General features: G+C 34.5%; 15 protein-coding genes. 9 read left to right on the forward strand and 6 right to left on the reverse strand.

Annotated features, from left to right (window positions below; genetic code table 11):
* Window positions 1-208 precede the first annotated feature (208 nt).
* Together glmM and C4S29_RS08205 are read left to right on the forward strand one after the other, a co-directional pair.
* The gene (glmM, locus tag C4S29_RS08200; protein ID WP_103913656.1) at window positions 209-1,591 is read left to right on the forward strand and encodes a phosphoglucosamine mutase; all 1,383 of its coding nucleotides are present in this window, start codon (window positions 209-211) and stop codon (window positions 1,589-1,591) included.
* Between the two features lie 144 nt (window positions 1,592-1,735).
* Window positions 1,736-3,106 carry a tetratricopeptide repeat protein gene (locus C4S29_RS08205; protein WP_103913657.1) on the forward strand — a complete coding sequence of 457 codons (1,371 nt, stop codon included), beginning with the start codon at window positions 1,736-1,738 and terminating at the stop codon, window positions 3,104-3,106.
* 324 nt (window positions 3,107-3,430) lie between these two features.
* Here the strand turns inward: C4S29_RS08205 and C4S29_RS08210 are convergent, their stop codons facing one another.
* From C4S29_RS08210 to C4S29_RS08230, 5 genes are all read right to left on the reverse strand, one after another.
* Complete coding sequence (locus tag C4S29_RS08210) at window positions 3,431-4,705, reverse strand: DUF6080 domain-containing protein (RefSeq protein ID WP_221405525.1); 1,275 nt, start codon at window positions 4,703-4,705, stop codon at window positions 3,431-3,433.
* Between the two features lie 191 nt (window positions 4,706-4,896).
* Complete coding sequence (locus C4S29_RS08215; protein WP_103913658.1) at window positions 4,897-6,435, reverse strand: protein adenylyltransferase SelO; 1,539 nt, start codon at window positions 6,433-6,435, stop codon at window positions 4,897-4,899.
* Between the two features lie 74 nt (window positions 6,436-6,509).
* Window positions 6,510-8,885, reverse strand: a complete 2,376-nt coding sequence (locus C4S29_RS08220) for a penicillin-binding protein 1A (RefSeq protein ID WP_103913659.1) — start codon at window positions 8,883-8,885, stop codon at window positions 6,510-6,512.
* Window positions 8,886-8,889: 4 nt separating this feature from the next.
* Entirely contained in the window at window positions 8,890-9,351 is a 462-nt protein-coding gene (locus C4S29_RS08225; RefSeq protein ID WP_103913660.1) for a gliding motility lipoprotein GldH, read from the reverse strand.
* Window positions 9,344-10,624, reverse strand: a complete 1,281-nt coding sequence (locus tag C4S29_RS08230; protein ID WP_103913661.1) for a PSP1 domain-containing protein — start codon at window positions 10,622-10,624, stop codon at window positions 9,344-9,346. The genes C4S29_RS08225 and C4S29_RS08230 overlap by 8 nt, the downstream gene beginning before the upstream one ends.
* A 334-nt stretch (window positions 10,625-10,958) precedes the next feature.
* Between C4S29_RS08230 and C4S29_RS08235 the strand changes: the two genes are divergently transcribed.
* From C4S29_RS08235 to C4S29_RS08265, 7 genes are all read left to right on the forward strand, one after another.
* Window positions 10,959-12,197: an OmpP1/FadL family transporter gene (locus C4S29_RS08235; RefSeq protein WP_103913662.1), complete on the forward strand. Its 1,239-nt coding sequence runs from the start codon at window positions 10,959-10,961 to the stop codon at window positions 12,195-12,197.
* 13 nt (window positions 12,198-12,210) lie between these two features.
* Window positions 12,211-13,710, forward strand: coding sequence for an SGNH/GDSL hydrolase family protein (locus C4S29_RS08240; protein ID WP_103913663.1), 1,500 nt, complete (start codon window positions 12,211-12,213; stop codon window positions 13,708-13,710).
* A 97-nt stretch (window positions 13,711-13,807) separates the two neighbouring features.
* The gene (locus tag C4S29_RS08245; protein ID WP_103913664.1) at window positions 13,808-14,752 is read left to right on the forward strand and encodes a ribose-phosphate pyrophosphokinase; all 945 of its coding nucleotides are present in this window, start codon (window positions 13,808-13,810) and stop codon (window positions 14,750-14,752) included.
* Between the two features lie 143 nt (window positions 14,753-14,895).
* Complete coding sequence (locus C4S29_RS08250; RefSeq protein WP_103913665.1) at window positions 14,896-15,549, forward strand: 50S ribosomal protein L25/general stress protein Ctc; 654 nt, start codon at window positions 14,896-14,898, stop codon at window positions 15,547-15,549.
* A 294-nt stretch (window positions 15,550-15,843) separates the two neighbouring features.
* Window positions 15,844-16,392 carry a DUF3575 domain-containing protein gene (locus C4S29_RS08255; RefSeq protein ID WP_103913666.1) on the forward strand — a complete coding sequence of 183 codons (549 nt, stop codon included), beginning with the start codon at window positions 15,844-15,846 and terminating at the stop codon, window positions 16,390-16,392.
* A gap of 75 nt (window positions 16,393-16,467) precedes the next feature.
* Complete coding sequence (locus C4S29_RS08260; protein ID WP_103913667.1) at window positions 16,468-16,899, forward strand: nucleoside deaminase; 432 nt, start codon at window positions 16,468-16,470, stop codon at window positions 16,897-16,899.
* Window positions 16,900-16,901: 2 nt separating this feature from the next.
* Window positions 16,902-19,553 carry a DEAD/DEAH box helicase family protein gene (locus C4S29_RS08265; RefSeq protein ID WP_159969835.1) on the forward strand — a complete coding sequence of 884 codons (2,652 nt, stop codon included), beginning with the start codon at window positions 16,902-16,904 and terminating at the stop codon, window positions 19,551-19,553.
* Window positions 19,554-19,562: 9 nt separating this feature from the next.
* On the opposite strand, the gene C4S29_RS08270 is transcribed toward C4S29_RS08265, so the two are convergent.
* Window positions 19,563-20,321 (reverse strand): type III pantothenate kinase, encoded by a 759-nt coding sequence (locus C4S29_RS08270; RefSeq protein ID WP_103913669.1) that lies wholly within the window; start codon window positions 20,319-20,321, stop codon window positions 19,563-19,565.
* Window positions 20,322-20,342 lie beyond the last annotated feature (21 nt).

Genomic DNA, 20,342 nt, shown 5'->3' on the forward strand with positions numbered 1-20,342 from the left:
ACATTTTGCTCGCGCTCGTATTTATTTTTGCGAGTTATACTCTTTTTAAAACCATCAGTAAAAACTTTACGAAAAAAAAATTTGATAGCAAAAGAACACATTGTGATAAAGATTGCGGTTGCTCGTAATCTCTTTTCAATCTAAAATTTAGAATTCGAATTCTAATTTCCGTATTTTTGCAACAATTATTTATTTAATAAAACACTCTATGTCATTAATAAAAAGTATCTCCGGAATCCGCGGAACAATCGGTGGAAAAGTAGATGAAAATCTCACACCTTTAGATATTGTAAAATTTTCAGCCGCTTTTGGAACTTGGCTTCAAACCAATAAAAATAAAAAAAATCTGACCATTGTTGTTGGTCGTGACGCTAGAATTTCCGGTAAAATGGTGAATTCCTTAGTTTGTGCAACTTTACAAGGTTTGGGAATAAATGTGATTGATTTGGGACTTTCTACCACGCCAACTGTAGAAATAATGGTTCCAGAATTAAACGCAGATGGCGGAATTATTTTAACAGCATCACACAATCCAAAAGAGTGGAACGCCTTAAAATTATTAAATGAAAAAGGAGAATTCATCAATTCTGAAAATGGCGCAGATGTTTTAAAATTAGCCGAAGACGAAAGTTTTAGTTTCGCCGAAGTTGATGATTTAGGAACTTACGAAGAAAGAAATGATGCATTTGACATTCACATTCAGCAGATTTTAAATTTGCCAATGGTGGATGTAAAAGCCATAAAAGCAAAAAATTATAAAATCGTTTTAGATGCTGTAAATTCTACCGGCGGAATCGCAATTCCCATGCTTTTGGAAAAATTAGGATGCGAAACCATAAAATTATATTGCGAACCAAACGGGCAATTTCCGCACAATCCAGAACCTTTGAAAGAACATTTGGGCGATATTTGCGCTTTGGTAAAATCCGAAAAAGCAGATTTAGGAATTGTGGTAGATCCAGATGTCGATCGCTTAGCTTTGGTTGATGAAAATGGCGATTTATTTGGCGAAGAATACACATTGGTTGCGGTTGCAGATTATTTATTGAAAAACAAAAAAGGCGTGGCAATTTCTAATTTAAGCTCTAGCCGTGCTTTGAGAGATATTGCAAAAAACCACGGTTCAGAATATTTTGCAAGCGCGGTTGGCGAAGTGAACGTCGTAAATTTAATGAAAGAAAAAAATGCGGTAATCGGCGGTGAAGGAAACGGTGGAATTATTTACCCGGATTTGCATTTCGGCAGAGATTCTTTGGTTGGCGTTGCTTTGTTTTTGACACATTTAGCGAAAGAAAACAAAAGCGTTTCAGAATTGAGATCAAGTTATCCGAGTTATTTTATGGGTAAAAAGAAAATTCAACTAACGCCAGAAATAGATGTAGATGCACTTTTAACAAAAATGGAAAAAGAGTATCAAAACGAAGAAGTTTCTACAGTGGATGGCGTAAAAATCGATTTTGAAAAAAATTGGGTGCATTTAAGAAAATCAAACACAGAACCAATTATCAGAATTTATACAGAAGCCTTTTCGCAAGAAGAAGCCGATGATTTGGGTGATAAAATGATTGAAAAAATTAAGAGTTTAGTTTAGAATTTTAATATTTAAAATATTTGATTTAAATTTATTAAAAATTTTCAAATTAATTTAAAAAAATAAAAATCCCGAAAACTAATTTTAGTTAAAATTAAATATAAATTAGGCTTACAAAGATTAGTCTAAAATCTAAAAAATATATTGGAAGAATTTTTTGAAAATGAACTGGTAAAAAAGTTCGAAGACATGGTAGAAAATAATGAAGAACTCTACTTCGATACCGAAGAATACGAGGAAATTATTATCTATTATTTGGAAATGGGAGACATTAATTTTGCAGAGTTGGCCACCAATTTTGCCTTAAAATTGCACCCAAATTCCTTACAAATTAAAATAAAGCAACTAGAGGTTTTTCTAGATTTAGAGAAGTATTCCAAAGCCAAAGAATTACTCAACGAAATAAAAGAAAGCGCGCAAGAAAACACCGATTTCTTAGTTTGTTGCGCAAAATATTACTCTAATTTAGGCAACCCAAGAAAATCTATAGAATATTGTGAAAAAGCCTTAAAACTTGAAGAAGAAGAAAATTTTCTTCATAATTTTATTGCAGATGAATACCACAATTTGGGCGACCCTTTTAATGCTCTGAAGCATTATAAAATGGCTTTGCTATTTGATTCGCAAGACGATTATTCTTTAGAAAACGCAATGGTTTGCTACAATGAAATGAACCGCGGCGAAGAAGCGATTGATTTTTTAAATAAATATTTAGACGATTTCCCTTTTTCAGAAACCGCTTGGTACGAATATGGCCAATTTTATTTTAATAAAAAAAACTACGAAGAAGCCATCAAAGGTTTTGATTTTCTTTTAGCCATAAACTCTCAATCTGTCGGGGTTTATGCCAATAAAGCCGCCTGTTTTGAAGCCATGAAAGAATGGCAAAAAGCCATCGCCGTTTACGAAGAAATGCTGGATTTAGAATACACAAAAGCATTCACGCTTTATAAAATTGGTTTGTGTTACAAAGAAGATAAATTGCCCATTCAGGCACTCAATTATTTTCAAAAATCGTTGCGAGAAGATCCGCAATTTTATCTTGCTATGATGGAGCAATCCTACATTTATGAAGAAATGGGCGCAATGAAAGAGGCTTTGCATTTCGCAAAAGAAGCAAGCGCCTTAAATGATTTTAATCTAGATTATCAAAAAAGATTAGCGTTTTTGCATATTGATGCTGGCAATTTTGAAGAAAGTTTGGCTTGCATCAAAATTTTGTTAGATCACGAACCGGCAAGATTTTACAATTGGTACGCCTACACAGAAGTTTTAATGCTTTTGGGAGATTTTTCACAAGCCTTAATCGAAGTAGAAAAAGCCCTAAAAATTCACAATCGCGCCGAATTATTTTACCAAAAAAGCAACTGCCACTTTCATTTAAAAGAAGACGAAAAAGGCCGAGAAAGTTTAAAAATAGCGATGGATTTAGACGCAGATTTGGCCGAAGATATGCAATTAAAATACCCCTTCATCAAAGACCAAGTGAAAAAAGTACGAACGAAAAAGAAATAGAAAATTTTTATTTTTTATGGCAGACATTTGACTACGTCGAAAGCGCCCATTTTATTTTATTTGGGCAGCTTTTCCGCCCTCCGTTCCCGCTTTTTTGTTCGTCGTTCCTCCTCACAAAAAGAGCTCCACTCAGGTCGGGCTGCAAATTCTCGCGATTATCAATTTTATCTTCAATTTATACCATTTTATTTTTAAATTTTCCCGAAAAATAGAAATGCTCTGTAGGAGCAATATCTTTGTAAAAAAAACGAATAATATTGAAAAGGAACTCCGAAGGAGTTCAATCTTTTAAAGTAATTTTAATAACAAATTTATATTAAAAATTTATCGATAATACGCATTCAGAAAATCAAAAAACTCTTCCATTCGCATAAAATTATTGATTCCCAAATAAATGAATAAAACAAGAGTCAAAATATACAGCAACGACTGAACTTTTGGCAAATTTTTGTAGGCGAAAAATAGCCAGCCCAATAAAAGCGGATACACAAAAACAAAATGACCGCCGTAAATATAAGCCGTGTGAAGGCCAAATTTTAAAACACAATGTATTGCAACATCTACAAGCAAAGAAATCATTAAAATTTGCACCAACTTATTTTTAAAATTTTTAGCATAACTCCAAAAAAGTAAAGCGAAAACAATGGTGATGAAAATATAGGGAACCCAAGAACTATAAACATCCATAAAAAGCGCTTTGTATTTAAAGCCTTTCAAACTGTGATAATCCCGAATCACAAAGTTCGAAAACAACATGTTGCCACCCATAAACCAAGAAGAAATCATATCCCAAAGCGGTGTAATTTTAGGTTTTGAAAATTTTTCATATTCTGCGCCCGTCTTTTCGAAAATTTTGCTATAATTAAAGTTGAGACGATTCAAATATAGCAACGCGAAAACAATCACAGAAATAGCAGCGCGTAGAATTGCATTTAAAATTTTCTTCCAATTCCAAAATAATTTTTTTTCAAAAAAGACCGGTATAAATACTTTTGATGCGTTTGTTATGGTTAATCCGCCCAAAAATACGGTTGATAAAAGCATTGCCGAACCAGAAATTTTTCCGTCTTTTCTTAATTTTAAGGCCGAATAGTAATTAAATAAAACCAAGAAAAACAAAGTGTAAGTGTAAGTTTCGGGTGTAAAAGACAATAAAATATTAGTAGAAAAAAGCGCAAAAAATGCAATAATTAAAAGGGAGATTTTTAGCGGAAGTTTGATGATGTTTTTTAAATATTTAAAAATTTGCACTAAACTCAAACTCACCGCAAAGTTGCTGCACCACGCTAAAACCAAGCGAAAAGTAGCATCTATTTTACCGCCAGAAACCCAAAAGGCAAAATTTCTAATGCCATCGAAAAAATAATTAGAAAGAGGATGGCGCTCAAAACCGCCGCCAGTCATTACTATTGCGCGATTATCAAAACTAAAATAGGCATCCCACGGAATTCTATTATCAAAAATAATTCTGAAATTCAAAGCGATAAAACTACCTAAAATGCCATAAATCGTTAGAAAAAAAACAAATAAAAAAAATTCATTCCATTGGCTGGGAAAAATAGTTTTTAGAATATCTTTAGATTTTTGTTTAAAATTCACAGTAAAAAATTTTTCGCAAAATTACATTTTTTAATGTTTATCACGTTTTTTAAAGAACATCATTTTTAGCGCAAATCTTATAAAGAATTAGTAAAAAGCAACAAAAAAATTCCACGTATCAAACTTGAAAATAGATAACTTTTAAAACTTTTGTGACAGTTTTTTTAATTAAACCTATGTTTTTAAAAAAATTAAGAACTGCAAGATAAACTTGTGCAGCCAATAACATCATCAAATTTCGAAGGTCTTTTAACAGAAAATTCTGGGTAGATTTCTTTGTAGGGCTGTTCTAGGGCCATTTTCAATTGATCAAACAAATCGGTTTTTCCCTCATTTAGTTCCGAAATGCATTCAAAAAGCAAATAATTTCGAAGTACAAATTTTGGATTGTTTTTCGCCATCAATGCTTTTGATTCTTCGCGCGAAATTTTATTTTTCGTTAATCTTTCTCTGTAAACTTTTAGAAACTGATTGAATTTTTGCGCGGATTCTCCATTCAAAATTTCATAGAAAGCATCATCAAAATAATCAAATTGCGTGTCTTCCGAAACTTCCTCTAACCTGTTGAAAAACAACGTGTAATCTATTTTAAAATCTTGCATCATACTTTGCCATTGCGTGAAAAACTCTAAATCTTCACTTAAAACTTCATCAAATCCAAATTTATTGGCGAGCATTTTATCGTGTTTTTGCCAAAAATAATTTCCGAAATTGTTGAGGATTTCTTGTAAGATCTTTTCATCTTTAATTAGGGGAAAAAGTGCATTTGCGAGTTGCCAAAGGTTCCATTGTGCGATTTTGCCTTGGTTTCCGAATGCATATCTTCGGCCGGGTAAATCTGTGGTATTTGGGGTGAAACTCAAATCATATTCGTCTAAAAAAGAAAATGGGCCGTAATCTATTGTTGATCCTAAAATTGACATATTATCCGTGTTCATCACGCCGTGAACAAATCCTACGCGAAACCATTCTACCATTAAATCGGCAGTTTTTTCAGAAATGTTTTGAAACCATAGTGCGTATTTTTCGTGTTTATTTTTATCAATTTCGGGGAAATAATTCTCGATTGTAAAATCTGCCAAATTCTGTAAAACATCAAATTCTTTTCTTGCAGACAATAATTCGAAATGGCCAAAACGTAGAAAAGATTCTGCGGTTCTAATAATAACTGCGCCGTTTTCATATTGCGGATTTCCGTTGTACATTTCATCTCGTAGTACATTTTCGCCGGTTTTTACTAAACTTAATGCGCGCGTTGTTTTTATTCCTAAAAAATGTATGGCCTCACTCATCAAATATTCTCGCACGGAGGAGCGCAAGACGGCGCGTCCATCGGCGGTTCTGGAGTATGGCGTTGCGCCTGCGCCTTTGTATTGAAGTTCGGTTTTTTTATTAAATTGATTTAAAATTTCTCCTAAATAAATGGCTCTCCCGTCGCCTAATTGCCCTGCCCAGTTTCCAAATTGATGTCCGGCGTAAGCGGTGGCGTAAGTTTCAATGTTTTCAGGTAGGTTTTTCCCTGCTAGAAAATCTAAATCTTTTGCTTCAAAATGGCCCAAACCAATTTCTTCACTTAACTTTTCATTAAAATCAATTAATTCTGGATGTTCAAATTCTGCAGGTTTTACCGTGCAAAATAAAACGCCTGGCGTTTGTCTTTGTTGCAAATTTTCAGAAAAATCGCCTATAAATTTTTTTAAGAAGGGAGAGGAAATTTTAGATGTGTTCATTGGAATAATTTAAGCAAATTTCGGGATAATTACACAAAAAAGTCTTTCAGAAATGAAAGACTTTTAATTAAAGATTATTTGTTAAAATCGACATCATCGGAAGAATTGATTTTCTCATTGACGTTATCTTCTTTTTTAGGAGGTGCTTTCTTTTCTGGCGCAGGCGTTGGGTTTTTAATTTCATCTAAAGTTTGGAGGCCTCCTTCATCCCCATATCCACCAGTTAATCCTCGAAGATCGTCGCAATTACCAGTCCAACTTGTAGGCTTTAGAAATTTATCATCAGGTGAAACATTGAGGGATTTATCGGCCCAAACTTTTTTCATAAATATCGCCCAAATTGGGAGGGCCATTTTTGCACCTTGTCCTTCACCAGTTCCGTAGAAATGGGTTGCTCTGTCTTCCCAGCCTACCCAAACGCCCGTTGCTAATTTGGGCGTCATACCTATAAACCAACCATCAGAATTATTTTGTGTGGTTCCTGTTTTTGCGGCAATTTCTATGCTTTTTGGAACGCCGCGTCTGCCTAGTTCTCCTGCTCCCGTTCCAAATTCTGCTACGCCTTTCATCATATCTATCATAGAATAGGCGTAGAGTTCGTTCATTACTTCTTTTTCTACTGGTCTTACTTCTTTTATCACCCGGCCATTAGAATCATCTATGCGCCAAATCATTTCCGGTTTTATATATGTTCCATAGTGAGCGAATGTGTTATAAGCGCCAAGCATTTCGTAAATCGTAATGTCGGATGAACCCAATGCAGTGGTTAAATTTCTCTGCATGTCGCTCGTAACGCCCATATCTCGTGCTAATTTTATGACATTATCTACGCCCACTTCATCCATAGTTCTTACTGCAGGTGGGTTTTGTGATCTTGCTAAAGCTTCTTTATACGTCATAGAAGCCGGCCCTCTTTCTGACCAAGTTTTTCCTCCTTTCGTGAAAGGCGCGTTTGAAACTATCGAACAAGGTGTTTTTCCTAAATTAATGATTGCAGCAGCGTAAACAAAAGGTTTAAAGGTAGATCCTACTTGTCTTTTTCCTTGTATCACGTGGTCGTACTGGTAATGTTGCCAATCTATTCCGCCGACCCATGCTTTTATATCGCCAGTTGCGGGCTCCATAGACATTAATCCGGCTTGCGCAATTGACTTGCTGTATTTAATAGAATCATAAGGTGTCATTTCTACTTCTTCATCACCATTCCATGTAAATCTTGACATTTTTGTTGGTGTTTTGAAATCGAGCATTATAGAATCTTCGGGCACGTTTGCTGCTTTAAGTTGTCGGTATCTGCCTGTTCTTTTTATCGCTTGCAACATTAAAGCATCGATTTGTTTCTGATTTAAATAATAGAATGGCGCTAATTTTCTGCCGCGCTGTTCATTATCAAATCTTTTCTGCAGATCTGTAAGGTGTTCTTTTATCGCTTCTTCTGCATATTTTTGCATTTTAGAATCAAGCGTTACGTATATTTTGAGGCCGTCTTTGTATAAATTTAATTCTTTACCGGTTTTTTTCTCATAATCTTTTAAATAGCCATCAATTTCTTTTCGCAGATAATATTTGTAATAGGCAGAGTAGCCTTGATCTACAGATTTTATAGGGTGAAAGTCAACTTTTATTGGTTCTAAAATGGCCTTTTCGTAAGTGGCTTGGTCTAGATATCCAGTATCAAGCATTTGTTTTAGAACAACGTCTCTTCTTTTTTTTGCGGCTTCTGGATGTCTGTATGGGTTATTTTGGCGAGGGTTTTCAAGCATTGCGACGAACATTGCTGCTTCTGGAAGCGTCAGTTGGCTGGTTTTTTTATTAAAATAAACGCGCGACGCCATTTCGATACCGTTTGCATTGAAGAGAAAATCAAATTTATTAAAGTATAAAGTGATAATTTCATCTTTGGTATAAATTCTTTCTAAACTAACTGCAACTGACCATTCTTTTAATTTTTGAAAGATTCTTTCGATTTTATTTTGTGAGGCTTTTTTGGTGATTAATAATTTAGCCAACTGCTGTGTGATTGTAGAACCACCACCACGTTTACCTCCGAAAAAAATGGCGCGCGCGAAGGATTTTAAATCAATACCAGAATGCTCTCTGAAGCGCTCATCTTCTTTGGCCTGCAAGGCATAAATTAAAAATGGCGGTAAATCTTTATATGTAACGGGTTGTGTTTTTTCTTTTTCAAATTTCCCCAACATTACGCCATCTGCAGACCAAATTTGTGAGGCGACATAAATGTCTGGGTTTTCTAGTTCTTGCACATTAGGCATTTCACCCAAAAACCCTTGTGAAACTGCAAAAAACAAAGCGAAAACCCCTAGAACTATTGCGATAAGCGAAACCCAAATGAATTTCACCCATTTTTTATAACCGGTGTTTTTATTCTTTTTTGGCGGTAAAGGAAATGTTGTATTTGGCTTTTTATGTGTACCTGATGTTTTTTCCATTATTTTATGGCTTTGCCTGTTCTATTTTTAAACCTAAATCTTCTATCCCGGGCAGAATGTCTTTTCTCATCGCTTGTTTTACACTTATTTTATATAAACCATTTTCCGGTAATTTATAATTCATTTTGTATTGAAATAATATTTCTTTCGTTTCGCCGAAGCCAGTTCCGAGCCATTCTCCGTTTGGTTTCGCTAAAATATAATTCAGCGTATCGGTAACACTCTTCTTGTTCGGTGACTCGAAATTAACGATTAAACGTAGATTACTGTAAGGATAATCATCGTTATTTCTTACAACAAATATAATATTTTTCGGATTTTGCGCATCATCAATTTTAAATTGAATTTTTTGTGTTTGTTTTTTGTTCCAACTGCCATTTATATTCGTTATATACGTTTGGCTATTCTCTTTAGAACAAGAAAAAAGTATTAAAATCAAAAAAACGAAACTCCCATTTTTAAGCATTATTATTCGGTTTTGGCGGGTATTTTTTCTTAAACTTTTTTTTCTGCGGATTATTATTTGTAGGCTTAGAATTCTGCGCAGTTTTTACATTGTTGTTGTTCGATGCAGTTTTTGCATTTGCAGTAACTGCGGCTTTATGTTGGTGGTTTGTTTTACTGCGGTTGTTTTTATTTCGTGATGATTTTTTTTTGTTATTGAAGCGATCAAGGTTGTTTTCTTGTATCAGATCTACTGCTTTTTCTTCAATTTCTGTAACGCGAATTTCTTCTAAAGGCGTCGCTTTTAGGCCTTTTTTATTCATCGCAATTAATTCTTTTACGTCGTCTATATGCAAATCATACCATGCCATCGCTTTGTCGGCATAGGCAAACCACATTTTTCTTTTAAATACATCTATTTTGATGCAAAATGCTTTGCCGTTTTCGGTATCTAAAGTTGTGTTAGACGATGGAAAGTGGCTTAATGTATCGAGGTAAGAATCTAATTCGTAATTAAGACAGCATTTGAGTTTCCCACACTGTCCGGCTAATTTTTGAGGATTGATGCTCAATTGCTGGTACCGCGCTGCATTTGTGTTTACAGAACGGAAATCCGTTAACCAAGTAGAACAGCACAATTCGCGGCCGCAAGAACCAATACCGCCAATTTTAGCCGCTTCTTGGCGGTAACCAATCTGCTTCATATCAATTTTTGTACGGAAAGTACTGGCAAATTCTTTTATTAATTGTCGAAAATCCACGCGGTTATCCGCCGTATAATAAAAGGTAAGTTTTGCGCCATCGCCTTGAAATTCTACATCAGAAATTTTCATTTCTAACTGTAAAGAGTAGGCGATTTTTCTAGCTTGTATTTTTATATCTTCTTCTTTCTCTCGCAAACCTTGCCAAACTTCTATATCCTTTTGCGTGGCTAAACGGTAAACTTTTAAAACCTCGTTTTCAGGATGGTGTTTTTTCTTCATTTGGATATTCACCAATTCTCCTGTTAGGCTCACTACGCCTATATCGTGACCCGGGCTAGATTCTACTGTAACAATGCTTCCTATATGCAGCGGTAAACCATTAGCATTTTTAAAAAAACACTTTCTTTCATTCTTAAACCTTACTTCTACCCAATCATTTTGGGATTTAGAAGGCGATTGAATGTCTGAGAGCCAATCAAAAACACTTAATTTATAACTATTACCGCAAGTATCTACACTATCACATCCATTTGCGCTTTTTGTACCGCATGAATGGGAAGAATCGCCGGATGTTTTGCATCCACAACTCATATGTTTTGTTTTTATGTTAACTGCAAATTTAGTATAATTTTAAATTAAACTGTTTAAAAGTTATTTTTGTGCCTTTTTTATCTATTTATTGGCAGGTTTAATTCTTAAAAATAGGATAAAGTTGGCTTTTGTTATGGTATGCATTATTTTGTTTAACATTAAACAGATTAGATATTATGTGATTTTTAGTATTTAACTGCATATAAAACAGAAGGTTAATAAAAACATTTAATTAAACAAGATCTTTGTGTTAAATGTTGTTTAAAAAATATTAAGAAATGTTAACATTGGTAATCAAATAAATTTTATATTTGAGTCTTAATATATGATGTTTATGAAAAAATTCTTAATTTCTACAGTTTTATTGTCTAGCTTTATGGCTTATGCGGGAGGCTTCAGAGTTTCTCTACAGGGCGTAAGACAGTTAGCAATGGCGCACACAAGCGCACACGCAGAAGATGCAAGTGTTGCATTTTTCAATCCTGCGGGGATGTCTTTTATCCCAGCAAAATTAAGTATTGCAGCGGGTGGCTTTGGTGCAAAGTCTACAGTAACCTTTCAAAGTTTAGCAACTTTGGAGTCTTACAAAACACAGAGTCCCATCGGAACTCCAGTTTATGCGGCAGTTGCCTATAAAGTTTTACCAAATGTTTCACTAGGATTTAGTTTTTCAACGCCTTTTGGTAGCACAATAGAATGGCCAAATGATTGGGCAGGAAGAGAAATTGTGCAGAAATTAGAACTAAAAGCATATTATTTTCAACCGATGGTTTCTGTGAAATTGGCCCCTTGGGCTTCTTTTGGAGCAAGTTATATTTATGCAAAAGGAAGCGTAGATTGGGATAAAGCAGCGACGCAAATTGGCGGTACATTAAATTTAAATGACAGCAAAGCGAAAGGCAGTGGTTATGGATTTGGCTTTTATTTTCAGCCTGATACCAAATGGGACATCAGTGTTGCATACCGCTCACCTGTTGATGTAAAAGCGAAAGAAGGTGTTGTAAGTTTTGATATTTCTCCTGCGCTCTATTCTAATTTAGGATTAAGTGCGGCTGGGCAAGATAGTTTCACAGCAACGTTACCACTTGTGGACGAATTCACACTTGGTGCAACTTATAAAGTAACACCAAAATGGTTAGTTTCTGCAGATTTTAATTACTCTGGTTGGGACAGATACAATAAGTTGACCTTAGATTTTGCAAACGCACCTATTGGAAATCAACCAAATGACCCGACGGTTTTAGTAAGTCCAAAAAATTTCCATAATACCAAAACATTTAGATTCGGAACGCAGTACCAAGTTTCAGATATGATTGCCCTAAGAGCAGGTTACTATTATGATGAATCTCCATATTCGGATAAAAACTTTCAGGCAGAAACACCGTCATTTAATTCTAGTGTTTTTACAGCAGGTCTTGGCCTAAATGTTAGCAAAAGTTTTGGTGTGGATTTAGCTGGAGGAATTGCCTTCCCAGAAAGTAGAAAAGTAAATAACACGTATTATAATTTAATAGGTCAGGCGAAAGCAAAAGCTTATTACTTTGGTTTAGGACTTCATTATAACGCATTTTAATTTTTAAATAATTATGAAAAAGATATTAATTTCAACTTTAGCTGTTTCGGCATTATTGTTTACGGTAAGTTGTAAAACAGACTTTGATACCGATGTAAGCCAAGTGGTTGTGTCTAAAGGTAACGCAGATTTTAGTAAATATGTAGCGGTCGGAAACTCACTTACTTCCGGATATAGCAATGGTGCTTTGTACATAGATGGGCAAAACGAATCTTTTCCATCAATGATTGCTGGGCAAATGAAACTTGCAGGTGGCGGAGATTTTAAGCAGCCTTTAATGCCAAATAATTCTGGTGGTTTTAGTAACCTTCCCGGTTTTTCTGGGAAATTGGTTTTAAGCGTAGTAAATGGTTCGTTAGCACCTGTCCCTACAGCACCAGGCGCTGCTTTAGATAATGTTACATCTGGTGGACCCTACCAAAACATGGGTGTTCCTGGTGCAAAATCCTTCCATTTATTATTTCCTGGCTATGGAAGTGCTGCAAATTTAGCAACAGGAACGGCAAACCCTTATTTTGTGCGGTTTTCATCTTCAACAACTGCTTCTGTGATAGGCGATGTGATGTCTCAAAAACCGACTTTTTTCTCACTTTGGATTGGTAATAATGATGTTTTGGGATATGCCACTTCTGGCGGTGATGATTCAGATCCAATCACACCAACTGCAACCTTTAATCAAGCATACGGTGCATTAGTTTCAACATTAACTTCACAAGGTGCAAAAGGCGTTGTTGCAAACATACCAAATGTAACATCTTTGCCATTTTTTACTACGGTGCCTTACAACCCGGTTCCTTTAGACCAAGCAAGTGTAACTGCTTTAAACACACAACTTTTTGGACCTCTAAAGCAAATACTAACAGCCTACGGACAAGGAGATAGAGTGAATTTATTAAAATTAACCAATAACCCATTGCTTTTGAAGGACGAAAGTTTAACAAATCTATCTGCGCAAATTACAGGCGCATTAGTTTCGCAAGGTGTTCCCGCGCAACAAGCAGGATTAATAGGTTTGCTTTTCGGACAAGCTAGACACGCAACAAAAGCCGATTTGATCCCGTTAACAACAAGTTCTGTAATTGGGTCTAAACCTGCATCACCTTATGCAGTTGCTCCTTTTGATAAATACGGAGTTACTTTTCCGTTAGAAGATAAACATGTTTTAAGAGGAAAATTTGGAACAGGAACAGATAGCGAAGTAGATGCGGTATTAGCTGCAACCGCAACTTTTAATGCTACTATTAAAGCAGCGGCAGATGCAAATAATTTAGCCTTTGTGGATGCTAACGCAAAAATGATTGAATTAGCAGGAGCTTCTGGTATAATGTTTAATGGAGTAAAATATACACCGACATTTGTAACAGGAGGAACTTTTTCTTTAGACGGCGTTCACCTTACAGGAAGAGGTTATGGCTTAATCGCAAATGAATTTTTGAAACAAATTAATGCAAAATATGGCTCAACTTTGCCAATGGTAGATATTAATAAATACTCTGGCGTAAAATTCCCATAACATTAATTTAAAATTAAATAAATATAAAACCACTTGAATGATTTCAGGTGGTTTTATTTTTTTAAATTTGCACCAGTAAGAAATCAATACTACCAAGATGAGCGAAAATCACCAAGCCAGTTATTTATTTTCTACAAGAACCAGCGTTGTTCTTTCCAATAAAATTGCAGAATATTATGGCCAAAGTTTAGGAAAAATTAATTTCCAAACTTTTTCAGACGGAGAGTTTGAACCAATATTAGACGAATCCGTGCGCGGCGGAAGGGTTTTTTTAATAGGCTCCACCTTCCCACCGGCAGACAATTTGTTAGAATTATTACTAATGATTGATGCCGCAAAAAGAGCATCTGCGAAAAATGTTACGGTAGTCTTACCCTATTTTGGCCTTGCAAGGCAAGATAGAAAAGACCAGCCAAGAGCACCAATTGGGGCAAAACTAGTTGCTAATCTTCTTACTGCTGCTGGAGCAACCCGAGTAATGACTATGGATTTGCATGCAGATCAGATACAAGGGTTTTTTGAAATTCCGGTAGATCACCTTTATGCCTCCACTATTTTTATCGACTATATTTTAAAAAATAATATACTAGATCTTACCATTGCTTCTCCCGATATGGGCGGTGCTAAAAGAGCAAAAAATTATGCTGGGCATCTCGGCGCTGAAGTTGTAATTGCCTATAAAGAGCGAAAAAAAGCCAACGCCATAGAAGATATGTTTCTCATTGGTGAGGTAAAAGATAGAAATGTAATTTTGATCGATGATATGATTGATACAGCAGGAACGCTTTGTAAAGCTGCAGAAATCATCATGGAAAAAGGCGCAAAATCAGTTAGAGCAATGGCAACACATCCCGTACTCTCCGGCAATGCTTACGAAAATATAGAAAACTCTAGACTTTTAGAAGTTATTGTAACTGACTCAATTCCAATAAAAAATCATTTGTCAAGTAAAATAAAAGTGCTATCTTGCGCCCCATTATTTGCTGATGTTATGAAGATGGTGCACGAGCACAAATCTATCAGCGATAAGTTTATTATTTAATTCATTATCAGTGCATTAGGTAGTATATAAGCAGAAAAATTTTTAAAATTATATAATGAAATCGCCGTTTACAAACATAGTAAATAAGCACAGTTAAAGGGTGGCGATAACATATAACCGATAAAAAATAATAAATATTTTATATGAAATCAATTACAATTCAAGGTACAAAAAGAGAAAACGTGGGCAAAAAGTCGACAAAAGCTTTACGTGATGCTGAATTAGTTCCTTGTGTTGTTTATGGAGGTAAAGAAACACTAAACTTTTCTACAGAAGAGAAATCTTTTAAAGATTTAGTTTACACTCCGGAAGCACACACGGTATCTTTAGAGGTAGATGGGCAAACAATTCCTGCAGTTTTGCAAGACATTCAATTTCACCCTTTAACAGATAAAATTCTTCACGCAGATTTCTATCAATTAAGTGATGACAAACCAGTGATGATGGAAGTTCCAGTAAGACTTACAGGTCGCTCAAGAGGTGTTGTTGCCGGTGGTGTTCTTAGAAACCCATTCCGTAAACTGAAAGTGAAAGCGCTTCCAGGAAATCTTCCAGATGAAATCGTGGTTGATATCACCGCTTTAAGAATCGGTATGAAACTTTATGTGGGAGACATCAAAACTGATAATTTCACATTTATGCATCCAGACAATGCCGTAGTTGCAGCCGTAAGAATGGCAAGAACTGCAATTAAAGGTGCAGATTTAGATGATGAAGAAGAAACTGAAGGAGAAGAAGGCGCAGAAAACACAACGCCAGAAGGTGGAGAGGCTGCGGCAGAAAACGCAGAAGCATAAGGTATTCTCAAAAATCACAAATTCCCGTCCATTCATTTGGGCGGGATTTTTTTTGGGAGCATGACGATATTTTTTATTTTCGAAAACTCTACCCGCTTTCCGTTACAATCTTTTATTTTTTGCAAAAAATAAAAGGATTTTCACTACAATCGGGGCTATATTTCACCAGTATTTTTTCTTCCAAAATTTCACCAGTAAATTCACTAATGCTTTACACATTAATTAAGTAAAACTTAATTTTTACCCATAAATAACTCGAAATAAAAATATATCTTTGAGAAAATTAAAAATAATATGAAAAAAGTTTTCCTCTCGCTATCAATCATTAGCACCTTATTTCTTTCAGCGCAGGAATCTGAAAACTCAACTTCAACACGCCAAAATGACATCATGCTCAGCCCAATCGAACTAATTGCAGGACCCGCGCTGAATGTTTCTTATGAAAGACTATTAAATAAAGATTCCGGAATCGGGATAAATGGCGTATTTCTTTTCAGCGATAATGAAGATAATAGTAATTTAAAATCACAGATATCGCCCTATTACCGAATGTATTTTGGTAAAAAATACGCTGCCGGATTTTTTGTCGAAGCATTTGTACCAATCACAACTACTTATGACACGGATAATATTATATTTACTAATCAAAATGGATTTTACGATTATTCCTATAATAAGAAAAATAATACTACTATTGGCGCTGGTATCGGTTTTGGTGGTAAATGGGTGGCGCGCAAAAATATTATCTTCGAAGTAAGCGGTGGCGTTGCACGTAGATTTGGTGAAGGAAATTACGATAAAGTAACAGGAAAAGGAATACTTGGAATTGGATACCGATTTTAAACATCAAAACATATTAATTAAAAGGTTTAGTTTTGTACTGAACCTTTTTTTATTTTAATTTCTCAACTACATTCAATGTTTACCGACGAGTATTTTATGAAAATCGCTTTGCAACAAGCACAAGAAGCCTTAGAAAAAGATGAGGTGCCGATTGGCTGCGTCATTGTGTCCCAAAACCGCATTATTGCAAAATCCCATAATCTCACAGAAACTTTAAACGATGTCACAGCGCACGCAGAAATGCAAGCCATCACATCTGCCGCTAATTTTTTGGGCGGGAAATATTTGATAAATTGTACGCTTTACGTCACTTTAGAACCTTGCGTCATGTGTTGCGGTGCTTTAAATTGGTCACAGATTTCCAAAGTTGTAATCGGCGCGCGAGATGAACAACGCGGCTTTATCAATAAAAATTTATCACTTCACCCGAAGACTGAAATAGTAACAGGAATTTTAGAAAATGACTGTTCGCAGATTGTGAAGGATTTTTTTAAGGGTAAAAGATAGTTGTGAATCAATTTCCAGAAAATATACACTTTAAATTTTCCTGGCGAAAATACCAAAAAGAACTTTTAGAAGGACTGGATTTTCATCTTAAAAATGATCACTTCCATATTATTGCGCCTCCAGGTTCAGGAAAAACAGTCTTAGGTTTGGAAGTGATGCTGAAAATTAACAAACCAACGTTAATTTTTGTACCAACTATTTCCATAAAAACCCAATGGATTAGTCGTTTCTGTAAACTTTTTTTAAACACAGATATTGTACCGGCTTGGATCTCAAACGATATTAAAAATCCTCAGTTTTTAACGGTGGTCACGTATCAGTCTTTTAATTCAGCGACTAAATCGGATGAAGATTTTAAAGAAATTTTAAACAAAATTAAAACGAAAAATATTCAATGCCTGGTCTTTGATGAAGCACATCATTTGAAAAGAGAGTGGTGGAAGTCATTAATGAAAATTAAAGAAAAGTTAAGTTGTAAAATAATTGCTTTAACTGCAACACCACCATACGACGTAGAGTACGCAGAATGGAAAAATTATATTGCTTTAAATTGGCCAATTGATGCGGAAATATATGTTCCGGATCTGGTTTTGGAAAAAAATTTATGTCCACATCAAGATTTTGTACATTACAGTTTCCCGAGTTCAGAAGAGTTTGATGCCATCGAAACACAAAAAGAAAAATCTGACAAAATTTTCCTGGAAATTAAAAACGATCAGATTTTAGTTCAGGAATTAAAGAAACTGCCGTTTTTTTTAGATCCTGTAAAATTTGAAAGCGATATTTATGAAAACATTGGTTTTTATTCTTCCGTTCTTATTTTTTTAAACGAGCATAAAATTAAGATTTCTAAAAAGCATTTTGAAATAATTGGCACAGAAACAAAAATTATTCCACCGTTTAATAGAGATTGGGCAGAAACGCTTCTGAATTTTATTTTATTTGAAGGCGGAAAATATTTTTTTGATTTAAAAGAGTACAAAGAAAACCTGTATAATAAATTAATCAGAAATGGTCTTGTAGAAAACAACAGCATTAGTTTCGGACGTAACGAAAACATAAACAGTCAACTAATTAACAGTATTAGTAAACTGAATTCTATCTCGGAAATTGTTGATTTCGAATATAATAATTTAGGAAATAATTTGCGAATGGTTATTCTCACAGATTATATCCGAAAAGAATATTTGAGTATTTCATCCGAAAATGATATCGAATTAATGAGAATTGGCGTTATGTCCATCTTTGAAAAAATTCGTAGGAAAAATTTTAAAAAAAAGAAAATTGCAGTTCTCACAGGATCGGTCATTATTTTACCGATTGAATGCAAAAAATTGTTTTTAGATAAAATAAAGAATTACAATATCAACGTTCCGGAAATCTTTCTTCTTAGTTTTGATGAAAATTATTTCCAGTTTCAACAAGATAAAATCTTAAATAATAAAATCGTTTCTCTTATTACCGACATTTTTAGTGAAGGAAAAATTGAAATTATTATTGGCACAAAAAGTTTGCTTGGTGAAGGATGGGATGCGCCATGCATCAATTCTTTAATCCTAGCGAGTTTCATTGGTTCATTTGTGCTTTCCAACCAAATGCGTGGCAGAGCGATCAGAAGCGAATTTGGAAATCCTGAAAAAACTTCAAACATTTGGCATTTGGTATGTTTGAATCCAGTGGATGAAAATTTTGGTGAAGATTTTAAAGTGATGAAAAGGCGCTTCAAAAGTTTTGTTGGTATTGATTATTCAAAATCGCCGCACATTCAGAATTCATTTGAGAGGATTAAACCGAAGATGAATTTATTTAATTATAGTGACATTCAAAGAACCAATTTATCTACTTTTAAAATTGCTTCAGAGCGAAAATTTCTTTGTAAAAAATGGGACTTTGCAATCAGTAAAGGAAGCGGTTTAATTGAGGAAATAAAAATTCCTTTTCCTGAAAGAGAGTCTTTTATGAGAACTAAAAAATTCTATTACGATAAAACATTGCAAAGAACGGTTTTAACTTTGATTTCGGGTGTTTTGGGTTTTGGCGGTCAATCTTTGGTGTCCATTTTGAGCCGGCTCAAGAATATACATTCTTTGTATGAATTAGGAACTTTTGTAAGTTTATTTGGATTTGTAGGTTTATTTATTTTTGGAGGTTATACTTTTAAAACTTTTAAAATATTTTTACGGTATAAAAACATCAGTAAAGATTTTCTAAAAATAGGAACGGTTTTGTTGGAAAGTCTTCAGTTTGAAGGCAGCATTAAAAAAAATAAAAACATTGTTGTAGAGAGTAAATCTGATAAAGATGGTATCGTGATTTGCTGTTTAAAAAATGCTTCAACGCAGGAAAATGGTATTTTTTTAAATGCTTTAAAGGAAATTGTTTCGCCAATTGAAAAGCCGCGCTATTTGATTGTCAGAGAAGAAAAATTTTTATTTTTTCTCATGAAGCAAGATTACAATCCTTTACCTGATATTTTAGCAAAAAATAAAAAAACAGCAGAATATTTTTTAAACCAATGGCAGCAGAAAGTGGGCAATGCAAAATTATTTTATACCCAAAATGCAGTTGGTAGAAAAATGCTGGTAAAGGCGAGATTTAATTCTTATTCGTCTAATTTTCAAAAAAAAGCGGAGATAATTAATGAATGGAAATAAAGAATTTTATCACAAATCCTTTCCCAAAAAATACAAACCCTTCAAAGTGTGCAATCTATCTGCAATCTGAATTTTTTCGGTTAAAGGTTTATAAACGTGGGAAACACCGCCCGTTGCAATTACAAAACAATCGTCTTCAACTTCTTTGTTTATTCTGTCAACAAAACCTTCTACCATGCCCAAATAGCCATAAACCATTCCACTTTGCATACATGAAACGGTGTCTAAACCTAAAACTGATTTTGGCTTAATTAACTCTATTTCTGGCAATTGGGCTGTGTCGTGAATTAAAGAATTTAGCGCCGTAATAATTCCTGGTGCAATAATAACACCTAATGTTTCGCCTTTTTCATCTACACAACTCGCCGTAAGTGCGGTCCCAAAATCAAAAATTATTTTTTTTCTGTTTGAATAAAGATGATGCGCGGCAACGAGATTCGCATAAATATCGGTTCCCATTTGTTTGGATTTTGCTTCTACTTCCGATGGCGTATTTCTATCTACAATTATCGCTTTTTCACCATGAATTCTAGAAATAGCACGAGAAATATCGTAAGTTAATTGTGGCACTACAGAACCAATAATCACTTTTTCTATGCTTTCAACATTAACATTGTAGGCTTGATAAATATTTAAAAACTGAATATACAATTCATCTTGTGAACGGTATGGTTTTGTATTTATAACCCAACTTATTTCGCAGTTATCTCCATTAAACAGTCCGAAGCGGATATTTGTGTTTCCAATATTTATTACGATAGTATTCATTTAATTATATAAAAAATTAAA

The sequence above is a fragment of the Halpernia humi genome (assembly GCF_900108025.1).
In the GTDB taxonomy this organism is placed as follows: Bacteria; Bacteroidota; Bacteroidia; order Flavobacteriales; family Weeksellaceae; genus Halpernia; species Halpernia humi.